Annotated in this window: 13 protein-coding genes; 3 read left to right on the forward strand and 10 right to left on the reverse strand. The window is 47.2% G+C overall.

Going from position 1 to position 22379, the window contains the following annotated elements:
* The first annotated feature begins 281 nt into the window (after positions 1-281).
* Entirely contained in the window at positions 282-1067 is a 786-nt protein-coding gene (locus VOR_RS0113860; RefSeq protein ID WP_010320296.1) for a TSUP family transporter, read from the forward strand.
* Between the two features lie 31 nt (positions 1068-1098).
* On the opposite strand, the gene VOR_RS0113865 is transcribed toward VOR_RS0113860, so the two are convergent.
* The 9 genes from VOR_RS0113865 to gltB (VOR_RS0113905) all read right to left on the reverse strand — a co-directional run bounded on the left by VOR_RS0113865 (position 1099) and on the right by gltB (VOR_RS0113905) (position 17298).
* The gene (locus VOR_RS0113865) at positions 1099-1719 is read right to left on the reverse strand and encodes a TRIC cation channel family protein (protein ID WP_029627214.1); all 621 of its coding nucleotides are present in this window, start codon (positions 1717-1719) and stop codon (positions 1099-1101) included.
* A gap of 74 nt (positions 1720-1793) precedes the next feature.
* Positions 1794-2618 (reverse strand): vitamin B12 ABC transporter substrate-binding protein BtuF, encoded by an 825-nt coding sequence (gene btuF / locus VOR_RS0113870; protein WP_010320298.1) that lies wholly within the window; start codon positions 2616-2618, stop codon positions 1794-1796.
* Positions 2619-3572: a cobalamin biosynthesis family protein gene (locus VOR_RS0113875; protein ID WP_010320299.1), complete on the reverse strand. Its 954-nt coding sequence runs from the start codon at positions 3570-3572 to the stop codon at positions 2619-2621. It lies immediately after the preceding gene.
* A 17-nt stretch (positions 3573-3589) separates the two neighbouring features.
* On the reverse strand, positions 3590-4285 hold the full coding sequence (gene mtnN / locus VOR_RS0113880; RefSeq protein WP_010320300.1) for a 5'-methylthioadenosine/S-adenosylhomocysteine nucleosidase: 696 nt from the start codon (positions 4283-4285) through the stop codon (positions 3590-3592).
* Between the two features lie 96 nt (positions 4286-4381).
* Positions 4382-4810 (reverse strand): DUF1499 domain-containing protein, encoded by a 429-nt coding sequence (locus tag VOR_RS17330; protein WP_415679710.1) that lies wholly within the window; start codon positions 4808-4810, stop codon positions 4382-4384.
* Between the two features lie 149 nt (positions 4811-4959).
* Positions 4960-6372: an FAD-dependent oxidoreductase gene (locus VOR_RS0113890; RefSeq protein ID WP_010320302.1), complete on the reverse strand. Its 1413-nt coding sequence runs from the start codon at positions 6370-6372 to the stop codon at positions 4960-4962.
* An 18-nt stretch (positions 6373-6390) separates the two neighbouring features.
* A complete protein-coding gene (gltB, locus tag VOR_RS0113895; protein ID WP_010320303.1) occupies positions 6391-10869 on the reverse strand; it encodes a glutamate synthase large subunit in 4479 nt (1492 codons plus the stop codon).
* Between the two features lie 411 nt (positions 10870-11280).
* On the reverse strand, positions 11281-12750 hold the full coding sequence (locus tag VOR_RS0113900) for a glutamate synthase subunit beta (RefSeq protein WP_010320304.1): 1470 nt from the start codon (positions 12748-12750) through the stop codon (positions 11281-11283).
* Positions 12751-17298: a glutamate synthase large subunit gene (gene gltB, locus VOR_RS0113905; RefSeq protein ID WP_010320305.1), complete on the reverse strand. Its 4548-nt coding sequence runs from the start codon at positions 17296-17298 to the stop codon at positions 12751-12753.
* Positions 17299-17835: 537 nt separating this feature from the next.
* On the opposite strand from gltB (VOR_RS0113905), the gene mnmL reads away from it, so the two are divergent.
* A complete protein-coding gene (mnmL, locus tag VOR_RS0113910) occupies positions 17836-18771 on the forward strand; it encodes a tRNA modification radical SAM protein MnmL/YtqA (RefSeq protein ID WP_010320306.1) in 936 nt (311 codons plus the stop codon).
* A 99-nt stretch (positions 18772-18870) separates the two neighbouring features.
* Positions 18871-21204, forward strand: a complete 2334-nt coding sequence (arcB, locus tag VOR_RS0113915; protein ID WP_010320307.1) for an aerobic respiration two-component sensor histidine kinase ArcB — start codon at positions 18871-18873, stop codon at positions 21202-21204.
* A 167-nt stretch (positions 21205-21371) separates the two neighbouring features.
* Here arcB and arcA read toward each other — a convergent pair whose 3' ends face one another.
* Positions 21372-22073 carry a two-component system response regulator ArcA gene (gene arcA / locus VOR_RS17335; protein WP_286118478.1) on the reverse strand — a complete coding sequence of 234 codons (702 nt, stop codon included), beginning with the start codon at positions 22071-22073 and terminating at the stop codon, positions 21372-21374.
* Positions 22074-22379 lie beyond the last annotated feature (306 nt).

The following is a 22379-nucleotide window of genomic DNA, read 5'->3' on the forward strand; positions in this document are numbered from 1 at the left end:
CAATTTTTTTCCAAACTTGAAGTAATTCATTAGTTACTAAATTAGGAAAATTCTTGGCACACTTATGTCCACAAACGTGTTAGCTCGATATTCACAATAAGCAGTAAACTCCAAGTGACTACCCTTCCATCCTTCCTCGAAGGGAGAGGGGTTTCCCAAAACGTGTTTGGCAATGATCAAATTTCATTACCCTGTGGTCAAGGATTGGTCTTGGCTTTTGCTGTTGCCACCTTTTAAGTGGTGTTATTGTTGGTTTTTATTGTTCAATACGTTGATTAGAAATGGAACTTTCACTGGAAGTATTAAGCCTGTTGTTTTTGGTTGCAGGGATTGCAGGATTTATTGATGCGATGGCGGGTGGTGGCGGTTTGCTTACTTTGCCGGCTTTGCTAGCAGTAGGCGTGCCACCGACTCAAGCACTGGCTACCAATAAACTGCAAAGCTCCTTTGGTAGCTTTTCGGCCACCCTCTATTTTGTGCGCAAGGGCGTTGTGAGCTTAAAAGCGATGCGACTCGCGATTGCCTGTACTTTTGTCGGCGCTGCACTAGGTGCAGAAGCGGTGCAGTATATTGATGCCTCTTTGTTGACCAGCCTTATCCCGCTACTGCTGATCGGCATCTCGCTTTATTTTCTACTTGCGCCTACAACCAAAACTCACAGTGGCCCCGCGCCTTTGTCTGAAACCGCGTTTGCTTTTACGGTCGGCTTTGGCATCGGTTTTTATGATGGCTTTTTTGGCCCCGGTACAGGTTCGATCTTTACGGTCTGTTTTGTCGCTTTAGGCCATTTTGGATTGGTCGAGGCGACCGCGCGGACTAAGGTGCTGAATTTTACCTCTAATATTGCGGCGCTGACGTTTTTCTTAATTGCCGGTTTACCGATTTGGCAGATAGGTTTAACTATGGCCGTGGGTGGGTTTATCGGTGCACGCATGGGGGCAAAAGTGGTGATCAGTAACGGTCAGCGTTGGATTCGTCCTTTGGTGATCACCATGTCGATGTTGATGGCGCTAAAACTGCTTTGGGAGCAACACCATGCAGCGCTGTTATCCATGCTTGCCCACTAGCGCTGCGATAACGGCTGGCGCTTAAGCGGCGTTATTTATTCAGTGCAAAAGTGGGCAGTGATAAGTGCCAGCGGATCGCGCCAAGTCGAATGATTAAGGTTGAGGCCACTCCAGCCAGAAAGGCACTTGAGCTATCGTAGCCCATCGCCAGTGCTGTGGTATGAAACAGACCGCCGATGATACAAGCTGTAGCATAGACTTCGCTGCGCAGCACCATTGGAATTTCACGGGCCAGTACATCGCGAATAATACCGCCGCCACAGCCAGTGATAACACCCATGATCACCGCAACCATAGCCGAGTCTTGATAGTTCATCGCCTTTTCAACACCAATGCCAACAAACACCGCTAAACCGATTGCATCACAAACGGGTAAGATCCACCAAGCAACGCGTTTAGGCCTGCGAACCAGCAGCATGGTGAGTAAACAAGTGATGAAAATGACCCAAAGATAAGTGGTGTCTTTTATCCAGAAAACTGGCGTTGCACCCAATGCCATATCACGAATTGTTCCACCGCCAATTGCAGTCACGCTCGCAAGCACGACCACGCCAAACGGGTCCATTTTTAATCGACCAGCTAATAAAACACCAGAAATGGCAAAGATAGCCGTACCAAATAAGTCAATAAAATAGAGCAGCATGGAGTCCATGTTACTGGGTTCTCTTTAGTCGTTAATGGAATGAAATTCGGGCGAGAATTGTACGAGATTTTATTACGCAAGCGTTAGCGTTTTTGGCGAACGACGGAAAAGTACTCACATACTTCTTCTATCGCTTGCCGTGTTCTGGGCGTTGGTCGATTTAACCAATCTGAGGTCAGTGCCCACACAAACCCGTTTTGTACAGCGGGTAGTTGCTGTTGCCACTTTTGCCACATCGTGCCATTTTCTATCGCATGTTCTGAGGTGAAAATTACATCAGGTTTAGCCAGCAGCACTTGCTCAATCCCAACTTGAGGGTAGGGGGATGCGCTGTTGGCAAAAATATTTTCGCCGCCACAAAATTCAAAGACTTCACTAGGCCAACTGCCTTTGGCCAGTGTGATGATCGGTTTTTCACTGAGTTGATAGAAATAACGAACTTTACTTTGGCTGCCATAACTCTGTTTCAGAGTGAGGAGTGATTGACGAAAATCACGCGCCGCTTGCTGGCCGATGCTTGGATCATCGGAAAATTGGCTAAGTGCTTCAATATTATTGGCAATGTCATCGAGTTTTTGGGTTTTTGTCGTATAAATCCTCAGCCCCAACTGCTTTAATTTATCGAGCTCCTTCGCCGGATTGCCCGCAGGCCAAGCAATCACTAAATCCGGTTTCAGGGTAAGAATACGCTCTATATTCAACCCTTGGTAATTGGCCACTTTTTCGAGTTTGAGTGCTTGTGCCGGGTAGTCACTGTACTCGCTGACGGCCACCAATTTATCACCAAGGCCAGCGGCAAAGGCCAATTCCGTGGCATGAGGCGCTAAGCTAATGATGCGTTTAACTTGCGCTTGAACTGGAAAAGCCACGCACAGCGTGACGACAATATTGAGAAACAGTAAACGCATCTAAAATCCTTGGTGAACGAGCAGCAGTATCATGCTCTCTAATGCTATCCACGCGAAAATACGCCAAGCTAACAGTTTTTGGATTTGCGCAAGGTGGAAGGATGATGGGGCGATTCGTCCGCCTATTTTTACGCGCAGGGCTTTTTTATCACCGTAGATGGCTGGGCCGCCTAAGGCTAATGAGAGTTTATTGCCGACGGCGGTTAACAGCCATGCAGGCCCCGGGAGTGGCCATAAGCGGCTTTGTTGTAACATGGCTGAGAAGGTGTTTGATGCGTTGCGACCAATGATAATCAATAGGCTAAATAGGCGCAGTGGCACAAAGTCAAGCACAGCCAGCAAGCGTACCGATGGAATACCAAAAGGATGAAACGCCGTTCGCGAAGGGGCCCAAGCTCTGGCGAGTTCAGCGATCAGACGGTACATCAACGCGCCAATACCGCCAAGACAGGCGTACCAAAATAGCACCGCGATCACGTTGCGCCCATAGCCAATAATGAGGGTTTCAGCCCCCGCCTTACCTAACCCCAGCGCTGACAAGCTATCGGTTTCACGATTGACAAAAGGGGCAAGCACGCTGCGAGCGTATTTTTTGTCTTCTTTGCTGAGTGCATCGATAAGCTGATTGGCTAATAACTCTTGGCTACGCCAATCAAATGCGAGTAATAGTAGCGCTAAATCAAATAGTTGAGGTTGCCATACCAAAGGTTTTAACGCGACTAAAGTGACCCATGCGGGTAAGCACATCAATAGCCAAGCCAGTGAGCCGGAAAGTAGGCTTTGTGAATAACTGCTACTGGTATTGACTTTATCCGCTAATATTTCCGCAAATTTTCGCCACAAAGTGACGGGATGAGCGTTACGCGGGATGGGTAAAATAAGATGAAAGGCAACCGCTCCCCACATCACGAGGAGCGTACCGTTGCCATACAAGTAGGTGATTAACTCGTCCATGTTGAGTCTGTCACTGCTTACTTAAGCAGTTCGACCATCTTAATCACCATTTCTGATGAGCTTTGTGCGGCAAGCGGTAAAAATTCATCAAAGGACATTGGCGACGCCTTATCGGCTACATCTGAAATGGCGCGAACGACCACAAAAGGCACTTTGAATTGGTGACAAGTTTGTGCAATTGCTGAAGCTTCCATCTCAACCGCAATCACGGTTGGGAAGTGTTGGCGAATAAAGCTTTGACGCTCAGCGGTACAAACGAAAGCATCCCCGGTACAAATCAGGCCGCGTACCGCGTGCTTATCCTTGATGTGTGTGAGTGCTTGTTCTGCAACGCGGATCAATGCATCATCCGCTTTGAAAGCGGCTGGTTGACCTGCCATTTGCCCCATTTCATAGCCAAATGCTGTTACATCGGCATCATGGTGACGAACTTCGCTTGAAATGACTACATCACCCATGGTTAAGCTTGAATCGAAACCACCGGCAGAACCGGTGTTAATCACTACATCTGGTTGGTATTCATTAAGTAAAAGAGTGGTGCCAATGGCTGCGGCGACTTTACCAATGCCAGATTGTAGCAGCACCACATCCACCCCATGGATTTGACCTGAAAAATAGGTGCAGCCCGCTTTGCTGACTTGTTGAACATTGTCGATTGCGTTTTTTAATATCGCGACTTCTTGCTCCATCGCGCCAATAATGCCGATTTTCATGAGGTTTCTCTTATTCGGTTAGTAGTAAATATTCGGTTAATAGCTAAATTGGCCGAAGTTTAGCACGAAACTTTCCGCCAGTGCGATATCGAGCAACTATTCAATCAAGCCTGCTTTGGTGAGGTTTTCTCGCAGTGTTTCTGCTCGCTTACGATTGACGCCCATATCGGAATAACCCATGCGCGATTCAGATCGTACCATTAAACGCCTATTCTCTATCTTAAGTTCAAGATCATCCACAAATCGCCAAATACGACTGGTGCATTCAATGCGGAGATAATTGCCCTCTTTCACCGCCGTTTTAGAGCGGGGAATAGAAAGCGCAACCGCTTCAATTTTATCTAAAGAGACGCCTGTTTTGAGGATAAAGGGAGAGAGCGAGAACGCGTTACGCTCATCTTGAGTCGAAACGCAATTCGGTTTATTTCCGCAAGGGGTCGCAGTGCGATCGGTCATGGTTGTTACTCCTTGGCTGCAAGCGGTTAACGTGGCAAACATCAGTAAACTTAGTACTACGCGCATGATGGTCCTTATCAAATCAATCCTCATTGCCAATCACCAAAATGCAAGCGAGCTGCAGCCGATGGTTTAAGGAAAATGGTTTAAGAAAAATGGCCTAAGAAAAAAGGATTCACGTTACCATGAATCCTTCAAGGATATTAAGCAGTTAAGGCTTAAAGACCTAAGTAGTCAAGTATTCCTTCTGCGGCTTTGCGCCCTTCGTCAATGGCCGTGACGACCAGATCGGAGCCGCGTACGGCATCCCCACCAGCAAAAATTTTTTCATTACTGGTTTGGTACTGGAACGATTGCTGCGACGCGGCCTTAATGCGTCCCCATTGATCAAGTTCAACGCCGAATGGCTCAAGCCATGGCATGGCATGTGGCTGAAAACCAAACGCCATAATGACGGCATCGGCTGCCAACACATGTTCGCTGCCCGCAACGGGCTCGGGCTTGCGACGCCCAGCCGCGTCAGGCTCCCCCAAAGCGGTTTGCACCACTTTAACGCCACTCACTTGGCCTTGTTCATTGACCTCAATGGCGAGCGGTTGCAGGTTGAAGATAAATTCTATGCCTTCTTCTTTGGCATTTTTCACTTCTCGGCGTGAACCCGGCATGTTCTCTTCATCGCGTCGGTAGGCACAAATCACTTTGGCGGCATGTTGGCGAATGGAAGTACGCACGCAATCCATCGCAGTGTCTCCGCCTCCAAGTACCACGACTTTTTTGCCCGCCATATCAATAAATGGTTGGGGTGATTCCAAACCCATCACTTTATAAGTATTTGATACTAAGAAGGGTAGGGCATCGTAAACACCGTTTGCCTCTTCATTTTCTAGCTCTGCACGCATGTTTTGGTAAGTCCCGACACCGAGAAAAACCGCATCATATTCATTAAGCAGCGTTTGCAGTGTGATGTCTTTACCTACTTCGATGTTGAGCTGAAATTCGACGCCCATCTCACTGAAAATGCGGCGGCGGTTTTCCATTACGCCTTTTTCAAGTTTGAAAGAGGGAATACCAAAGGTTAGCAAGCCACCAATTTCAGGATAGCGATCAAACACCACAGGCTTCACCCCGTTGCGCACTAAAATATCGGCTGCGGCTAGGCCGGCTGGGCCTGCACCAATGATCGCCACTTTCTTATCCGTCCACTCCACGTGCGACATGTCTGGTTTCCAGCCCATCTCAAACGCTTTGTCGTTAATGTATTTTTCGATGTTACCTATGGTGACCGCACCAAAGTCATTGTTTAGGGTACAAGAACCTTCACAGAGGCGATCTTGTGGGCAGACTCGCCCACACACTTCGGGCAAGCTGTTGGTTTGGTGCGATAGTTCAGCGGCTTCAATAATGCGCCCTTCGTTGGCCAGTTTTAGCCATTGCGGAATGTAGTTGTGCACTGGGCATTTCCATTCGCAGTAAGGGTTGCCGCAATCTAAGCAGCGATCCGCTTGATCGGTCGCTTGCTGTTTGGTAAAGGGTTCGTAGATTTCGACGAACTCGATTTTGCGAATAGTGAGCGGCTTTTTTGCCGGATCAACTCGATTCACATCAATAAATTGGTATACGTTCTGGCTCATTAATCTGGCTCCTTCCAATTATTGCGCTTGAACGCGAAGTTCGGCGGCACTGCGGCTTTGATGTCCGAGTAGGGTTTGCAGATCCGCCGCTTGGGGTTTGATGAGATAGAACTTTGGAATCCATTCATCAAAGTTCGCTAAGATCTGTTCAGCATGCACCGACCCCGTCTCTTCCAAATGCTCGGCAATTAAACCACGTAAATGTTCTTGGTGAATGTAGAGATCTTGCAATGAAATAGCCTCTACTGATTCACTGTTGACTCGACCTTGGAAATCACCGTTTTCATCCATCACGTAAGCAAAGCCGCCCGTCATACCCGCGCCAAAGTTAACGCCTGTTGCGCCCAAAATGGCGACGATTCCGCCTGTCATGTATTCGCAAGCGTTATCACCAGCGCCTTCGATAACTGTGATAGTGCCAGAGTTACGCACACCAAAACGCTCTCCCGCTTTGCCAGCCGCAAACAGCTTGCCGCCCGTTGCACCATATAAACAGGTGTTGCCGATGATCGTAGCGTCGTTGCAGTTAAAAGCGGTACCAAGGTGGGGTTTGATGACCAGCTTTCCGCCTGCCATCCCTTTACCAACATAGTCATTGGCATCGCCAGTAAGGTAAAGCTCAACACCACCCGCGTTCCATACGCCAAATGACTGACCTGCTGTGCCATCGAGATAAATTTTAATCGGCGAGGCGGCCACGCCTTGGTTACCATAACGTTTGGCGATTTCACCAGATAGGCGAGCACCGAGCGAACGGTCAGTATTTTGTACGTTGTAATACAAGCTGATCGATTGTTGTGCTTCAACTGCAGCTAAAGCGTCATCGACAAATTGTTGGTTAAGTTGTCCTTTATCAAACGGTGTATTGGGTTGAGTCCAGTAAAGCGGATGACCCTGAGCCGATACTGGCGCTTCCAATAAACCGGATAAGTCCAATTTGCTTTGCTTGGCGGTCATCCCTTCAAGCACTTCCAGTAAATCGGTGCGGCCAATCAGATCGGTGAGCTTTTCAACGCCCAACTGCGCCAAGTAACCACGGACTTCGTTGGCAAGACCGATGAAATAGTTCATCACCATCTCAGGTAAGCCTTTGAAATACTCTTTACGCAGCGTTTCATCTTGCGTTGCTACGCCCGTCGCACAGTTATTAAGGTGGCAAATCCGTAAAAATTTACAGCCCATCGCGACCATAGGGGCAGTGCCAAAACCGAAGCTTTCAGCACCTAAAATCGCGCCTTTAACCACGTCCAGTCCTGTTTTTAGACCACCGTCAACTTGAAGTCGAATTTTGTGGCGTAGGCCGTTTGCGACTAACGCTTGTTGGGTTTCAGCAAGGCCGAGTTCCCAAGGGCTACCCGCGTATTTTACCGAGGTGAGTGGGCTAGCCGCTGTACCGCCGTCATAACCGGAAATAGTGATAAGGTCGGCGTAGGCTTTGGCAACGCCAGTGGCAATGGTGCCAACGCCCGGCTCTGAAACCAATTTGACCGATATCAGCGCTTTTGGGTTAACTTGTTTGAGATCGAAAATCAGCTGGGCTAAATCTTCAATTGAATAAATATCATGGTGTGGTGGTGGTGAAATTAAGGTCACGCCTTGCACTGAATAGCGCAACTTGGCAATTTCTGCGGTCACTTTATGGCCGGGAAGTTGGCCACCTTCACCCGGTTTTGCTCCTTGCGCCACTTTAATTTGCAGTACGTCAGCATTGGCGAGGTAATGCGGAGTCACGCCAAAACGCCCTGATGCGACCTGCTTAATACGGGAGTTACGTTCAGTGCCAAAGCGGCGTGGATCTTCTCCGCCTTCACCAGAGTTGGAATAGCCGCCTAAGCGGTTCATTGCGGTCGCTAACGCTTCATGAGCTTCTGGGCTTAAGGCGCCAATCGACATCGCCGCGGAATCAAAACGTTTAAATAGCTCCGTACTGGGTTCGATTTTTTCCAGTGCTAGCGGTGTCGCTGATTTTTTTAAGCGCAGTAAATCGCGTAGCATCGCGACGGGGCGTGCGTTGACCTGCTGGGCAAAGCTTTGGTAATCGGCGCTTTCACCTGATTTAACTGCGGCTTGTAAGGTACCAACCACATCTGGGTTATAGGCATGGTATTCACCACCATGCACGTATTTTAATAAGCCACCTTGTTCGAGCGTTTTACGTTTGGTCCACGCTTTGCGCGCTAAATTAAATAGATCTTGTTGGAAGTCTTCGAAGTTAGCACCTTGAATACGCGTGGTGACGCCTTTAAAACACAACTGAACTACGTCGCTATGTAGGCCAACCGCTTCAAACAGCTGCGAGCAGCGATAAGAGGCGACGGTTGAAATGCCCATTTTCGACATGATTTTCAATAAACCTTTGTCGATACCGTAACGGTAGTTTTGCATCACCTCGCGATAGCTTTTTTCCAACGTGCCATCATCAATCATTTTGCCGAGCGTTTCGTAGGCCAAGTAAGGGTAGACGGCGGTTGCGCCAAAGCCGATTAAGACCGCAAATTGATGAGGGTCACGTGCGGTGGCGGTTTCGATAATGATGTTTGCATCGCAGCGTAAATTGGCTTCGACTAAGCGAGTGTGTACTGCGCCCACGGCCATTGCCGCTGGGATCGGCAGTTTATCCTTATGCAAAGCGCGGTCAGATAGTACGATCAATACCGATCCTTGGCGTACGGCCTCCTCTGCTTGTTGGCAAAGTTCGAGCAAAGCTTGCTTGAGATCCTTATGCTGTGGATCGTAATTGATGTCTAAAATGGTATTGCGATAGTGTTTGTCGCTGAGCTCCAATAGCTGTTGCATGTCGGAATAGAGCAAGATAGGTGAATCAAAGGTAACACGATAAGCGTGACCATCGGTTTCACAGAACACGTTCATCTCTTGGCCGATGCTGGTGGCCAGTGACATCACGTGTTTTTCACGTAGTGGATCGATAGGCGGGTTCGTAACTTGGGCAAATTTTTGGCGGAAATAATCGGTGACCAAGCGCTCTTTCGAAGAGAGCACCGCCATCGGCGTATCATCACCCATTGATCCCACCGCTTCTTGGCCTACATCTCCCAGTACGCGCAGTACTTGATCAATCTCTTCGTTGCTCATTGCAAACTGTTTTTGATAGGTCTTCAGCTCGTCATTGTCAAAGCTGCGCTCGCCCACCAAGTCGTCACTGAGTTCAGAAAATGGCGTTAATCGGTGGACGTTATTTTTCATCCACTCGCCATAAGGGTGGCGGCTTTTGAGATCGTTATCAATTTCACTAGATTGCCACAATTTCCCATGACGGGTGTCGATCACCAGCAGTTCTCCGGGCCCAACGCGGCCTTTTTCAGCCACTTCATCGGGTGCGTAATCCCAAATTCCGACTTCAGAGGCGAGGGTGATGAGTTTATCTTTGGTGATCACATAACGCGCAGGGCGAAGGCCATTGCGATCAAGGTTACAGGCAGCATAACGGCCATCCGATAACACAATGCCAGCCGGGCCATCCCATGGCTCCATGTGTTTTGAGTTAAAGTCGTAAAAGGCACGAAGGTCTGGGTCCATATCAGGGTGATTTTGCCACGCCGGCGGCACTAACATACGCATGGCACGGAAAATATCCATTCCCCCCGCTAAAAACAGATCGAGCATATTGTCTAAGCTTGATGAATCTGAACCGGTTTCATTGACAAATGGCGCGGCGGTTTGCAGATCCGGTAGTAGGGGAGAGGCAAATTTATAAGCCCGTGCTCGCGCCCATTGACGGTTCCCTTCGATAGTATTGATTTCACCATTGTGCGCTAAGTAGCGGAACGGCTGTGCCAGTGGCCAACGCGGCTGTGTATTGGTTGAAAAGCGTTGGTGGAACAAGCAAATGGCTGATTCCATCCGTAGATCAGCTAGGTCAAGATAAAAGCGCGGTAAGTCAGCTGGCATGCACAAGCCTTTGTAAACAATGACTTGAGTTGATAGTGAGCAAATATAGAAATCACGATCTTCGGTGATCTGTTTTTCAATGATCTGTTTTTCAATGCGACGACGAGCAATGTAAAGGCGTCGTTCAATATCTCGTTCACGCCAACCCGCTGGAGCACTAATAAAGACTTGTTGAATATCAGGCACGGATTCGGCAGCAATAGGGCCAAGTACAGCTTGGTTCGTTGGTACGGTTCGCCAACCTGTCACTGTGAGTGTTTCTTGCGCCAGTTCTTTGTTGATAATATCGCGCGCTGATTGCGCTTTGACCGGATCTTGGCTGAGGAAAATCATACCAATCGCATACTGTTTGGCGAGCTTCCAGCCTTTTTCTTCAGCGATGAGTCGTAGGTAACTATCTGGTTTTTGTAGTAATAGACCACAGCCATCACCGGTTTTACCATCGGCTGCGATACCGCCACGGTGGGTCATGCGATCTAATGCTGAAATCGCGGTTCTGACTAATTTATGGCTGGTTTGGCCTTCCATGTGGGCGATCAAACCAAATCCACAGTTGTCTTTCTCTAAACTTGGATCATATAGAGCCATTGCAATTCTCCCTTTGCTTCTCTGTCATCCAGACAGTAAATGACTAACTATTCTATTTTTGTTGTTTTAAGTGGGTAATTATGCGTTCATTCTCAATTTAAATTTTAACAAAAATGATTATTTTAATTTTCACTGACTTCACAACCTATAGCTTATGGTGCAAAAGGTCAAGTTGTTGGTGAAAAATCATGTTGCAATGGGATTTACCACCTAATCTTCTGAATAAATTGAATGCATTCAATAGGATAGTTTTTCTAATGTCACAGTTTTGTAACATTGAAATCTCATCAAATAAGAATCAGCCATAAAAAAGGCCAGCATCAAATGCTGGCCAAAAAGTAGAACGTTGGAAGGAATCATCGCTGCTCAGCGCTCTAGATCACTTTGAATCAGCGAAAAGAGCGCGAGGCATTAGGCTGAAAGCATCAATGAATCGGCTTTCGCTTCTAAGTTGGTATTGCCCATCAAATAAGCGTCGATCTCGCGTGCGCACTCGCGCCCTTCATTGATACAACGTACGACTAACGATTGTCCTGTGCGCATATCACCGGCAGCGAAAACACCTTTTTGGCTGGTCGCAAAACCTTGTGTCGCCACATTGCCACGCTCATCTAATTTAATATCAAGCTGAGCAAGTACCCCATGTGGCTCTGGATGTAAAAAGCCCATAGCAAGGAAAGCCATATCACATGCAATAATACGTTCACTGCCCGCGACTTCATCAAAATTCGGGCGCTCGCCCGGTTTTGCCTCTTGCCAAACGATATCAGCAACACGTAGCCCCGTGACTTGACCTTGCTCGTTGCCGAGGAACTCTTTGGTTAGAATATTCCAATGACGTTCGCAGCCCTCTTCGTGGGAGGTTGAGGTGCGCAAAATCATTGGATATTGCGGCCAAGGCATATTGGCTGGGCGTTTATTGGCTGGGATCGGCATGATTTCAACTTGCGTGATGCTCGCGGCGCCGTGTCGGTTTGAGGTTCCGACACAGTCAGAACCAGTATCACCACCGCCAATCACCACCACATGTTTGCCCTTAGCGTGGATCTCGTCAGTTTTAAGATCCATGTTATTCGCGCGGCGGTTATTTTGTGCCAGAAACTCCATCGCAAAATGAACCCCTTTTAACTCGCGCCCCGGAATCGGCAGGTTACGAGGCACGGTAGAGCCACCCGTAAGCAAGATGACATCAAACTCTTGACGCAGTTGCTGTGCGTTGATATCAACACCGATATGTGCGTTTACTTCAAACTTGACGCCCGCTTCTGCCATCAAATTGATTTTGCGATCAATAACGTCCATACCCAGTTTGAAATCCGGAATGCCAAAACGCAGCAGGCCGCTGACTTTTTCATCACGTTCAAATACAGTAACTGAGTGACCCGCGCTGTTCAGCTGCTCAGCTGCGGCTAAACCTGCCGGGCCAGAGCCAATGATAGCGATGGTTTTTCCAGTACGAGAACGCGGCTTTTTCGCTTTGGCATAGCCTTCGCGATAAGCCGTTTCCACGATGGTTTTTTCGATATTACAGATGGTAATGGGATCTTGGTTGATCCCGAGTACGCACGAACTTTCGCAAGGTGCAGGGCACACGCGACCAGTAAACTCGGGGAAGTTATTGGTTGAGCTTAAGATCTTCCAAGCTTCTTCCCAACTATCACGATAAACGGCATCGTTAAATTCAGGAATAATGTTACCGATAGGGCAACCGTTATGGCAAAACGGTACTCCGCAGTCCATGCAACGAGACGCTTGAGAATTAATTTTGCTACCAAACTCTTCGTTGAGGACAAACTCTTGGTTGTTTTGAATGCGAACCGTTGGATCGAGCTTCTTTGGTAGCTCACGACCATGTTCTAAAAATCCAGTAGGCTTACCCATTTATACGGCCTCCACTTCTTCCGTTTGTACTTGCGCAGCTGCAGCCTTGCGTTTTTGAAGAACCGCTTTGTAGTCACGCGGCATCACTTTCACCATTTGGGTAAGGTTTGCTTCAAAATTATCAAGGAATAACTGAGCCACTTCACTTCCTGTGAACTGAACATGCTTGTTGAGCATCTCACGTAGCAGATCGGTATCTTCTTGTTGCAGTGGGTCGAGATCAACCAATTCAGCGTTAAGCTTAGTTTCGAAGTCTCCATGTTGATTCCACACGTAGGCTACACCGCCGCTCATACCCGCCGCAAAGTTACGTCCTGTCGAACCGAGGATCACTGCGACGCCACCTGTCATGTATTCACAGCCGTGATCGCCGATACCTTCTACGACCACTTTGGCTCCTGAGTTACGCACGCAGAAACGTTCTCCAGCAAGGCCGCGAATATAGGATTCACCAGAAGTTGCGCCATAGAAACAGACGTTACCCACCACTATATTATCTTGCGCAATGATGGTTGAGCGCGTGTCAGGGTAGAGCACTAACGTACCGCCAGATAAACCTTTTCCCCAATAATCGTTGGCATCACCTTCCACTTCAAACGTCACCCCTTTAGCAAGGAATGCACCGAAAGATTGTCCTGCGGAGCCGTTGAACTTGACTGTCATAGGCTGAGGTAGACCTTGGTCTTTGTATACCTTCGATATTTCGTTCGACAGCATAGTACCCGTGCTACGGTCAGTGTTGACGATAGGGAAGACTGCGTTAACCGTTTCGCCTTTCTCAAGCGCGGGGTTGGCTACTTGAATTAGCTGACGATCTAGCACGTTTTCTAGATGATGATTTTGTTTGGTTTGGCAATAAACACCATCTTCTGCACGAGGCTCTTGAATGTACAACACTGGTGACAAATCGAGGTTTTTGTATTTCCAGTGGTTGATGTTGTCACGCACTTTCAGTTTATGCGATTGGCCAACCATTTCATCGATAGTACGGAAACCCAGTTCAGCCATGATTTCACGTAAGCCTTGCGCCATGTATTGGAAGAAGGTGACCACATCGTCTACGCGGCCATCAAAGCGCTCACGCAAGGTTTTGTTTTGTGTCGCAATCCCTACTGGGCAGGTGTTTTTATGACACTTACGCATCATGATACACCCTTCAACCACTAGCGCAGCGGTGGCAATTCCCCACTCTTCCGCGCCTAACAATGTCGCCATTGCAAGGTCACGTGGTGTTTTCATCTGACCGTCACTTTGCACCACAATGCGATTACGCAGGCCATTTTTAAGCAAGGTTTGGTGCGTTTCAGCAAGGCCGAGCTCCCAAGGTAAGCCTGTGTGACGAATCGAAGACATCGGTGATGCACCCGTGCCGCCATCATAGCCAGCAATTAACACCACATCCGCTTTGGCCTTAGCCACACCGGAGGCGATAGTACCAACCCCGGCTTCGGAAACTAATTTCACGTTGACGCGGCCGGTACGGTTCGCGTTTTTCAAATCAAAGATCAGTTGCGCTAAATCTTCGATCGAATAAATATCGTGATGCGGTGGTGGTGAAATCAGACCGACTCCCGGAGTCGAGTGACGCGTCGCACCGATCCAATCATCGACTTTATCACCCGGCAGTTGCCCACCTTCACCAGGTTTCGCGCCTTGAGCCATTTTGATCTGTAGCTCATCGGCATTGGTGAGGTAGTAAGAGGTCACGCCAAAACGACCAGAAGCGACCTGTTTAATTGCAGAGCGTTCCCAATCGCCATTTTCTTTGCGTTCAAAGCGTGCTGGATCTTCACCGCCTTCACCCGAGTTGGATTTCGCGCCAATACGGTTCATCGCCACGGCTAACGTTGAGTGCGCTTCGTAGGAGATTGAACCAAATGACATGGCACCGGTTGCGAAGCGTTTTAAAATACGTTCAATCGGTTCCACTTCCTCAATAGGAATCGAACCGGCTGGATTTTTAACAAAATCAAGCTGGCTACGCAGCGTGGCAGCGTTGTCGCCTTGGTCATCTACCGCTTTCGCGTATTGCTTGAACTGCACATAATCTTTGTTACGTGTTGATTGTTGCAGCAACGAAATCGTTTCAGGATTAAACAGGTGTTTTTCGCCACGCTGTTTCCACTGATAAACGCCGCCAACATCCAACACTTGCACTGGAACTTCGCGAGTCGGGTAGCCCACGCGATGGCGAACTAACACCTCTTTTGCGATGTCATCAATGGTCAAACCTTGGATGCGCGATACAGTGCCAGTGAAGTACTTATCTACCACTGATTTGCTGATGCCCAACGCTTCAAAAATTTGCGCACCGTGGTAAGACTGCAGGGTGGAAATGCCCATTTTGGAGAAGATCTTCAGCAGCCCGCCGTTGATGCCTTTGCGGTAATTGTCAAACAGATCTTTCGCTGCAATGGTCGGGTCGAGTTTTTTGACTCGTTGTAAATCGATAATGGTTTCAATGACTAAATACGGGTTAACCGCATTTGCGCCATAGCCAATCAATGTCGCAAAGTGGTGTGTTTCACGCGCGTCGCCGGTTTCTACCACTATGTCACATTTCGCTCGTAAGCCTTTACGGATCAGGTGGTGATGAACTGCACCGACAGCGAGCATTGCAGGGATCGCCGCATGGTTTGAGTTTACCGCGCGGTAGGTCAATAAAATAATCGAGTAACCATCGATAACCGCATCTTCTGCATATTGGCAAATGCGTTTCAGCGCACGTTCCAATTTGCCTTGATCTTCACTGGCTTGAAATACGATATCTAAGGTTTTCGCTTGCAGATGTTCGTTATCAATAGCGCGCAGTTTCTCAAGCTCAGAGTTGGAAAGAACCGGAGATTCCAATTCGACTTTTAAGCAGTGCAGGGGCGTCTCTGTCAGTAAGTTCTGATCTTTACCGAGGTAAGTATTGAGCGACATCACCATTCTTTCACGGATCGGGTCGATCGGTGGGTTGGTGACTTGAGCAAACAGTTGCTTAAAGTAGTTGGAGAGATGCTGTGATTGATGCGAAAGCACTGCCAGAGGCCAGTCTGCCCCCATGGACGAAAGCGGTTCATAACCGGTTTTTGCCAAAGGAAGAATGATTTCATTCACCTCTTCTGAGCTGACGCCAAACGACTGTTGGCGTGACATTAGACGCTCAGGAGCAGGTTGGCTGTACTGGTTGCTCGCTTCAGGCAGTTTGTTCAAGCTGAGGAGGTTCTCTTCAACCCATTTGGCGTAGGGCTGCGCATTGGCAATGCTGTCTTTCACTTCCTCATCAGAAATGATGCGTCCTTGCTCTAAATCTGCGACAAAGATGCGTCCGGGCTGTAAACGGCCACGGTATTCCACGTTCTCTGGTGCAATTTCAACCACGCCAGATTCAGAAGCCATGATCAGAAAATCATCTTTAGTCACGGTATAACGTGATGGGCGCAGGCCGTTACGGTCCAGTGTTGCGCCAACTTGTACACCATCAGTAAAACAGACTGATGCTGGGCCATCCCACGGTTCCATGACGTTAGCATGGTATTGGTAAAATGCGCGGCGGGTTGGATCCATATTTTTATTTTCTTGCCACGCTTCAGGGATCATCATCATCAGGGCGTGTGGCAGGCTGCGGCCAGACAGAACCAGTAACTCTAATGCCATATCGAAGTTGGCGGAATCTGAACTGCCTTCTTGGCAAATTGGCAGCAGCATGTCGATTTCAGCTTGTGTAAACAAATCTGATTCGAGGATCGCTTCGCGCGCTTTCATCCAGTTTAAATTGCCGCGAACTGTGTTGATTTCGCCGTTGTGCGCAATGTAACGGAAAGGCTGAGCTAAGCGCCATTTAGGGAATGTATTGGTCGAAAAACGAGAATGCACCAGTGCCAGCGCGGTCACCATGGTCGGATTTTGTAGATCAAGGAAGTACTGCGGTACTTGCTCTGTGGTGAGCTGACCTTTATACACCAAGGTTTTGTAAGACATGGAGTTGATGTAAAAATCATCACCAATGTTGGACACACTTTCTAGGCAAACGCGAACGGTATAATTACGCAGTACATACAATTTACGCTCTAATTCAGCAGGCGTGGTACTTGGGCCACCGGAGATGAAAACGTGCTCAAATTGAGGTTCAGTGCTAAGTGGGTCTGCGCCAATCATTGAGTTATCGGTTGGCAAAACGCGATAACCCAGTACTTCTAAATCGAGTCTCTTGGCGTTGCGTTCTAAAATATCACGACACTGGGCGCGTTTGTGCTCATCTCTTGGAAACAGCACCACGCCGACGCCGTACTTTTCAAATGAAGGCAGTTTTAAGCCAAGTTTAACGGTCTCTTCAAGTAAAAACTCATGAGGCTTTTGTAATAAGATACCTGCGCCATCACCAGAACATGGGTCACAACCTTGGCCTCCACGGTGTTCCATACGAGCAAGCATGTCTAAAGCTTGAGTCACAACTTGGTGAGACTTACGGTTTTTCAGGTGGGCAACAAAACCGATACCACAAGCGTCATGCTCCAATTCAGGAGTATATAGACCTTGTGAATCCTGATCTCTATCTACCATAGATACATCCTTCCAGTTCAATTTAGACGCACGTGTGCTAAGGCATACTTAGCGATGCGGCTTGTCCTTTAATTGTTATCAATCTAAACCTGCCTGTGTTGGCGGGTTCGAATCCTTTCCGTCTCTCGCCGGAAAAATATGGCGAGAAAAACATTCCTTAGTGATATTCAATTTATTTATGCCACTTGCTAGTGGTTTGTATAGGAGGGGGGCGAATATCACCGATTTTTCCACAACTATTTATGTAAGGAATATCACAAAAAATAGGGCGGATGTGTAAGTATCCTACAATTTTGTTTATAGGAATTCCAACGAAAACTCATTTTAGTCGCCCATTTTTTCGTTAAAAATGCATGCACCGTTTAACATTGGTGCAACATTAAGCAAATAACGCTGTTTTTATGAATGTTTATTGATTTTTGTTAGGTTGGAGAGTGTTTGATACGGCTACTCTTTGTGAATTTATTTTGCAGGGATGTAATTTAGTTACATAGATCTAACTGAGATTCATTACTATCTATAAGCGGTATTTATTCAATGCAATTACATCAACTGGTTAACACGATCGGCCAAGATCTGCAGCGTCGTTATGGCGAAAAAGTTCACAAGCTGACCTTGCATGGTGGTTTTAGCTGTCCGAATCGAGATGGCACGATTGGGCGAGGTGGCTGTACCTTCTGTAATGTCGCTTCTTTTGCTGATGAAGAAACACAAGCCCAAAGTATTGAGCAGCAATTGACAGAACGCGCTGGTGAAATCAAACGTGCCAAAAAATATCTCGCTTATTTTCAAGCTTATACCAGTACCTATGCGGAAGTGCAGGTGTTGAAAAATATGTATCAGCAAGCGCTTCAATCGGCTGACATTGTTGGGTTATGTGTTGGCACTCGGCCTGATTGTGTACCCGATGCTGTGCTCGATTTATTGGCCGATTATGTGCGACAAGGTTTTGAAATTTGGCTCGAACTGGGTTTGCAAACCGCCAATAATCAAACGCTAAAACGGATCAACCGTGGTCATGATTTTGAATGTTATGCGTTGATCACTGAGCGTGCTCGAGCCTTGGGGATCAAAGTATGCACACACCTCATTGTAGGGCTACCTAAAGAAACGCGTACCGATAATCTTCAAACCTTAAAGCAAGTCTTAGCGGTAGGCACTGATGGTATCAAGTTACATGGGTTGCATATTGTTGAAGGCAGTACGATTGCCAAAGCGTGGCGAGCAGGAAAATTACAAGCGCCAACGTTAGAAGAGTATGTTGCCATTGCGAGTGAATTGATTCAAATGACGCCGCCTGAGATCATTTATCACCGAGTCTCGTCAGCCGCCCGGCGGCCGACCCTGCTTGCGCCACTGTGGTGTGAAAATCGTTGGCTTGCGATGACCGAAATAGGCCGAGCACTTAATCAAGGTGGCGGGCAAGGCTCACGCTTAAGTCGAGCGTTTGTCTATACGCTTCCAAACAGCTAAAGATTCAAGCAATTTCGCAAATCCTTGTGATTAACTTGGCTGACGAATCGACGTTAAACGCGTTAGACTAGTGGCACTTTTATTACATGGAAGTGTTTAATGAAACCCATGAAAAACCTTGCCCAGTACTATGTCGACCTATTGGTCAAACTGGGCATTCTCCGTTTCTCCATTCTTCTTGCGCTCGCTTTAGTGGCCTTGGCAGTGGTGGTGCAAGTTGGTATCACGCTGGTGCTCAATGGTTATGTTGATGATATCGACATCGTTCGTTCCGTCTTTTTTGGTTTATTGATCACGCCTTGGGCAGTTTATTTCCTTTCAGTGGTGGTCGATCAGTTAGAAGAGTCACGTCAACGTCTCTCGAAGTTGGTTTCTAAGCTCAAAGACATGCGCTCACGCGATCAAGAGCTCAATTATAAGCTTCAGCAAAATATCGAAAAACTCAACCAAGAAATTGAAGAGCGAATTAAGGCAGAGGAAGCGCGTGAAGAGGCGATGGCCGATTTAGAAAACGAGGTCTATCAACGCGAAAAAACGCAGCTTGAATTGGCAGAAAGAACCGCCTTATTACGCTCTTTTATCGATGCTTCTCCTGATCTGATTTACTACCGTAATGCGAACGGCGTCTTCTCTGGCTGCAACCGGGCGATGGAAGAGCTAACGGGCAAGCGTGAGCATCAGTTGGTTGGGTTAACTCCATGGGATGTCTATAGCAAAGAAGTGGCGCAACAGATCGTTGAAACTGACGAAAAAGTGTTTGCCGACAATCAAGCCATCACTTATGAGCAGTGGCTTGAATACCCTGATGGCCGAAAAAACTATTTTGAACTGCGTAAAGTCCCTTTTTACAGCAAAGATGGCCGCCACTTAGGGTTGGTGGGCTTTGGGCGAGACATTACCGAACGCAAACGCAACCAAGAGTCTTTGGAAAAAGCGAGCCGGGATAAAACCACCTTTATTTCGACCATCAGCCACGAATTGCGCACACCACTCAACGGTATCGTTGGTTTGAGCCGCATGTTGCTCGATAGCCCCATGACCCCAGAACAGCGTAAGTACATGCAGACTATTAATGTCAGTGCCATTACGTTAGGTAATATCTTCAACGATATCATTGATATGGATAAGTTTGACCGCCGAAAACTAGAACTACTGCCAGCGCCGTTGAATTTTGAAGAATTTGTTGTTGAAATTGAAAGCATCTCGGCGTTGATGGCAGAGCAAAAAGGGCTTAGGTTTGATCTCGAACGGCTCAGTGATTTACCTGTTGCGATTGAAGTGGATGCGACGCGCCTGCGTCAGGTACTGTGGAACCTGATAAGCAATGCGATGAAATTTACCAAAGAAGGCGGCGTAGTCATGACGGTCTGCGCCGACATTGAGGATAAGTTTGCGCATATTACCATGGAAGTTGAAGACACTGGCATTGGTATACCAGAGGCTGAACTCGATAAAATTTTCGCCATGTATTACCAAGTCAAATCGGGTAAGGACAATTTGCACGCTGTTGGCACGGGGATTGGCTTAGCGGTATCTCGCCAGTTAATCAACTTAATGGATGGTGATATTTCTGTGAGCAGTGAAGAAGGTTTTGGTAGCACCTTCACCGTTTCAATTCGTGTGCCTTTGGCACAAGATGCCCAATTCAAACCAACGTTACCCGTTCCTCAAAAAAGTTTAGCCATTTTTATGGTTGAAGATATTGAGCTCAATATTACAGTTGCTCGTTCTTTGCTAGAAAGTTTAGGACACACGGTTACCGTCGCTATGACAGGTGAAGAAGCCAAACAAAAATTTGTGCCGCAAGAGTACGATCTGGTTTTCCTCGACATTCAACTGCCAGACATGACCGGGTTTGATGTCGCTGCGTTTTACCGAGAAACCTATGATAACCTTCCGCCACTAGTCGCATTGACCGCCAACGTATTGAAAAATAAAGTTGAATATCTAGAGAAAGGGATGGATGACGCGATCAGTAAACCATTGTCAGTACTGGCGATTCAAGAGGTGATTGCAAAATTCACACATGGTGAGGCGATTCAACTTGTCGGCGCTAAAATTAAGGCAGCCTCAGAAGAACACAGTGAGTTGCATTTGCTCGATCTTGAAATGCTTGAGTCTTATATCGATATTGTTGGCCCAAAACCTGTGTTGGAAAGTATCCAAATGTTCGAGCAGATGATGCCCAGTTATGTTGAAGTGCTAGACTCCAATATGGTAGCAAAAGATCAAGCAGGCATTGTTTCAGAAGCACACAAAATCAAGGGTGCTGCGGGTTCAATTGGTTTGAAACACATTCAAAACGTTGCACAAAAGGCACAGTCGCCAGAGTTACCAGCTTGGTGGGAAAACATTGGTGACTGGATAGATGAAATTAAAAATGGCTATCAACACGATATTCAAGTCTTGAAACAATGGGTAGCTCAAAGGTAATGGTATGAAAAAAATCGGGTTGGCTTCATTAGTTATGGCGCTACTATCTGGCTGTAGTTCACCGCAAGTGAATTGGCTGCAGGAAGCCGTGATGAGAAATTACCGTCGATGAAAAAAAGCCCTTTAACCTGAGGTTAAAGGGCTTCTAACTATCTTAGGATAGACGTTTAGTCTTCTAGATCACCACAGAAGCGGTAGCCTTCGCCATGAATTGTGGCGATGATCTCTGGCGTACCTGATACTGATTCAAAGTGTTTACGGATACGACGAATCGTCACATCTACTGTTCTGTCGTGTGGTTTCAATTCACGGCCAGTCATCTTTTTAAGCAAATCTGCGCGAGTTTGGATTTTTCCTGGGTTCTCACAGAAGTGCAGTAAAGCGCGGAATTCTGAGCGAGGAAGCTTGTAGCCTTCACCATCCTGATTCACTAAAGAGCGGCTATTGATATCCAATACCCAACCGTTGAACTCATATTTTTCCACACTGCGTTTCTCTTCTTGAGTCGTATTGGTATTCATTGAACGACCTAGAAGATTACGAGCACGAATCGTTAGTTCACGTGGGTTAAATGGTTTAGTGATGTAGTCATCAGCCCCGATCTCTAAACCGAGGATTTTATCAACTTCATTATCACGACCAGTCAAAAACATCAGTGCAACATTAGCCTGTTCACGAAGCTCACGAGCTAACAGAAGGCCGTTTTTACCTGGTAAATTGATGTCCATGATGACCAAGTTAATGGGGTTATCAGACAGCACATGGTGCATCTCTTCACCGTTACTGGCCTCAAAAACAGCGTATCCCTCTGCTTCAAAAATACTCTTAAGAGTGTTACGAGTTACTTGCTCATCTTCAACGATAAGAATCTACGGGGTTTGCATTGGCGGTACCTAAACTTGTGAAAAAATTGTGCTAATAGAATTAATTGTAGGCAAATAATTACAACATACAGGTAATCTGCTGCCGATAATAAACTAAAGTTTTGAAAAAAACACTTACTTCAGTTGCCCGCCGTCCTTAGGCATAGCTTGCATTGAGGTCTCCATACCCTCTGTGTTCTACTAGTCTTTAAGGCGGATTCTATAATGTTAACAGCATGCTAACAACGGCAGAATGTTAATTCCAATCACTTTGTTGATTTACATCAAGAGTTCTAATGTAACAAATATTGT

It is taken from the genome of Vibrio ordalii ATCC 33509 (assembly GCA_000257205.1).
In the GTDB taxonomy this organism is placed as follows: domain Bacteria; phylum Pseudomonadota; class Gammaproteobacteria; order Enterobacterales; family Vibrionaceae; genus Vibrio; species Vibrio ordalii.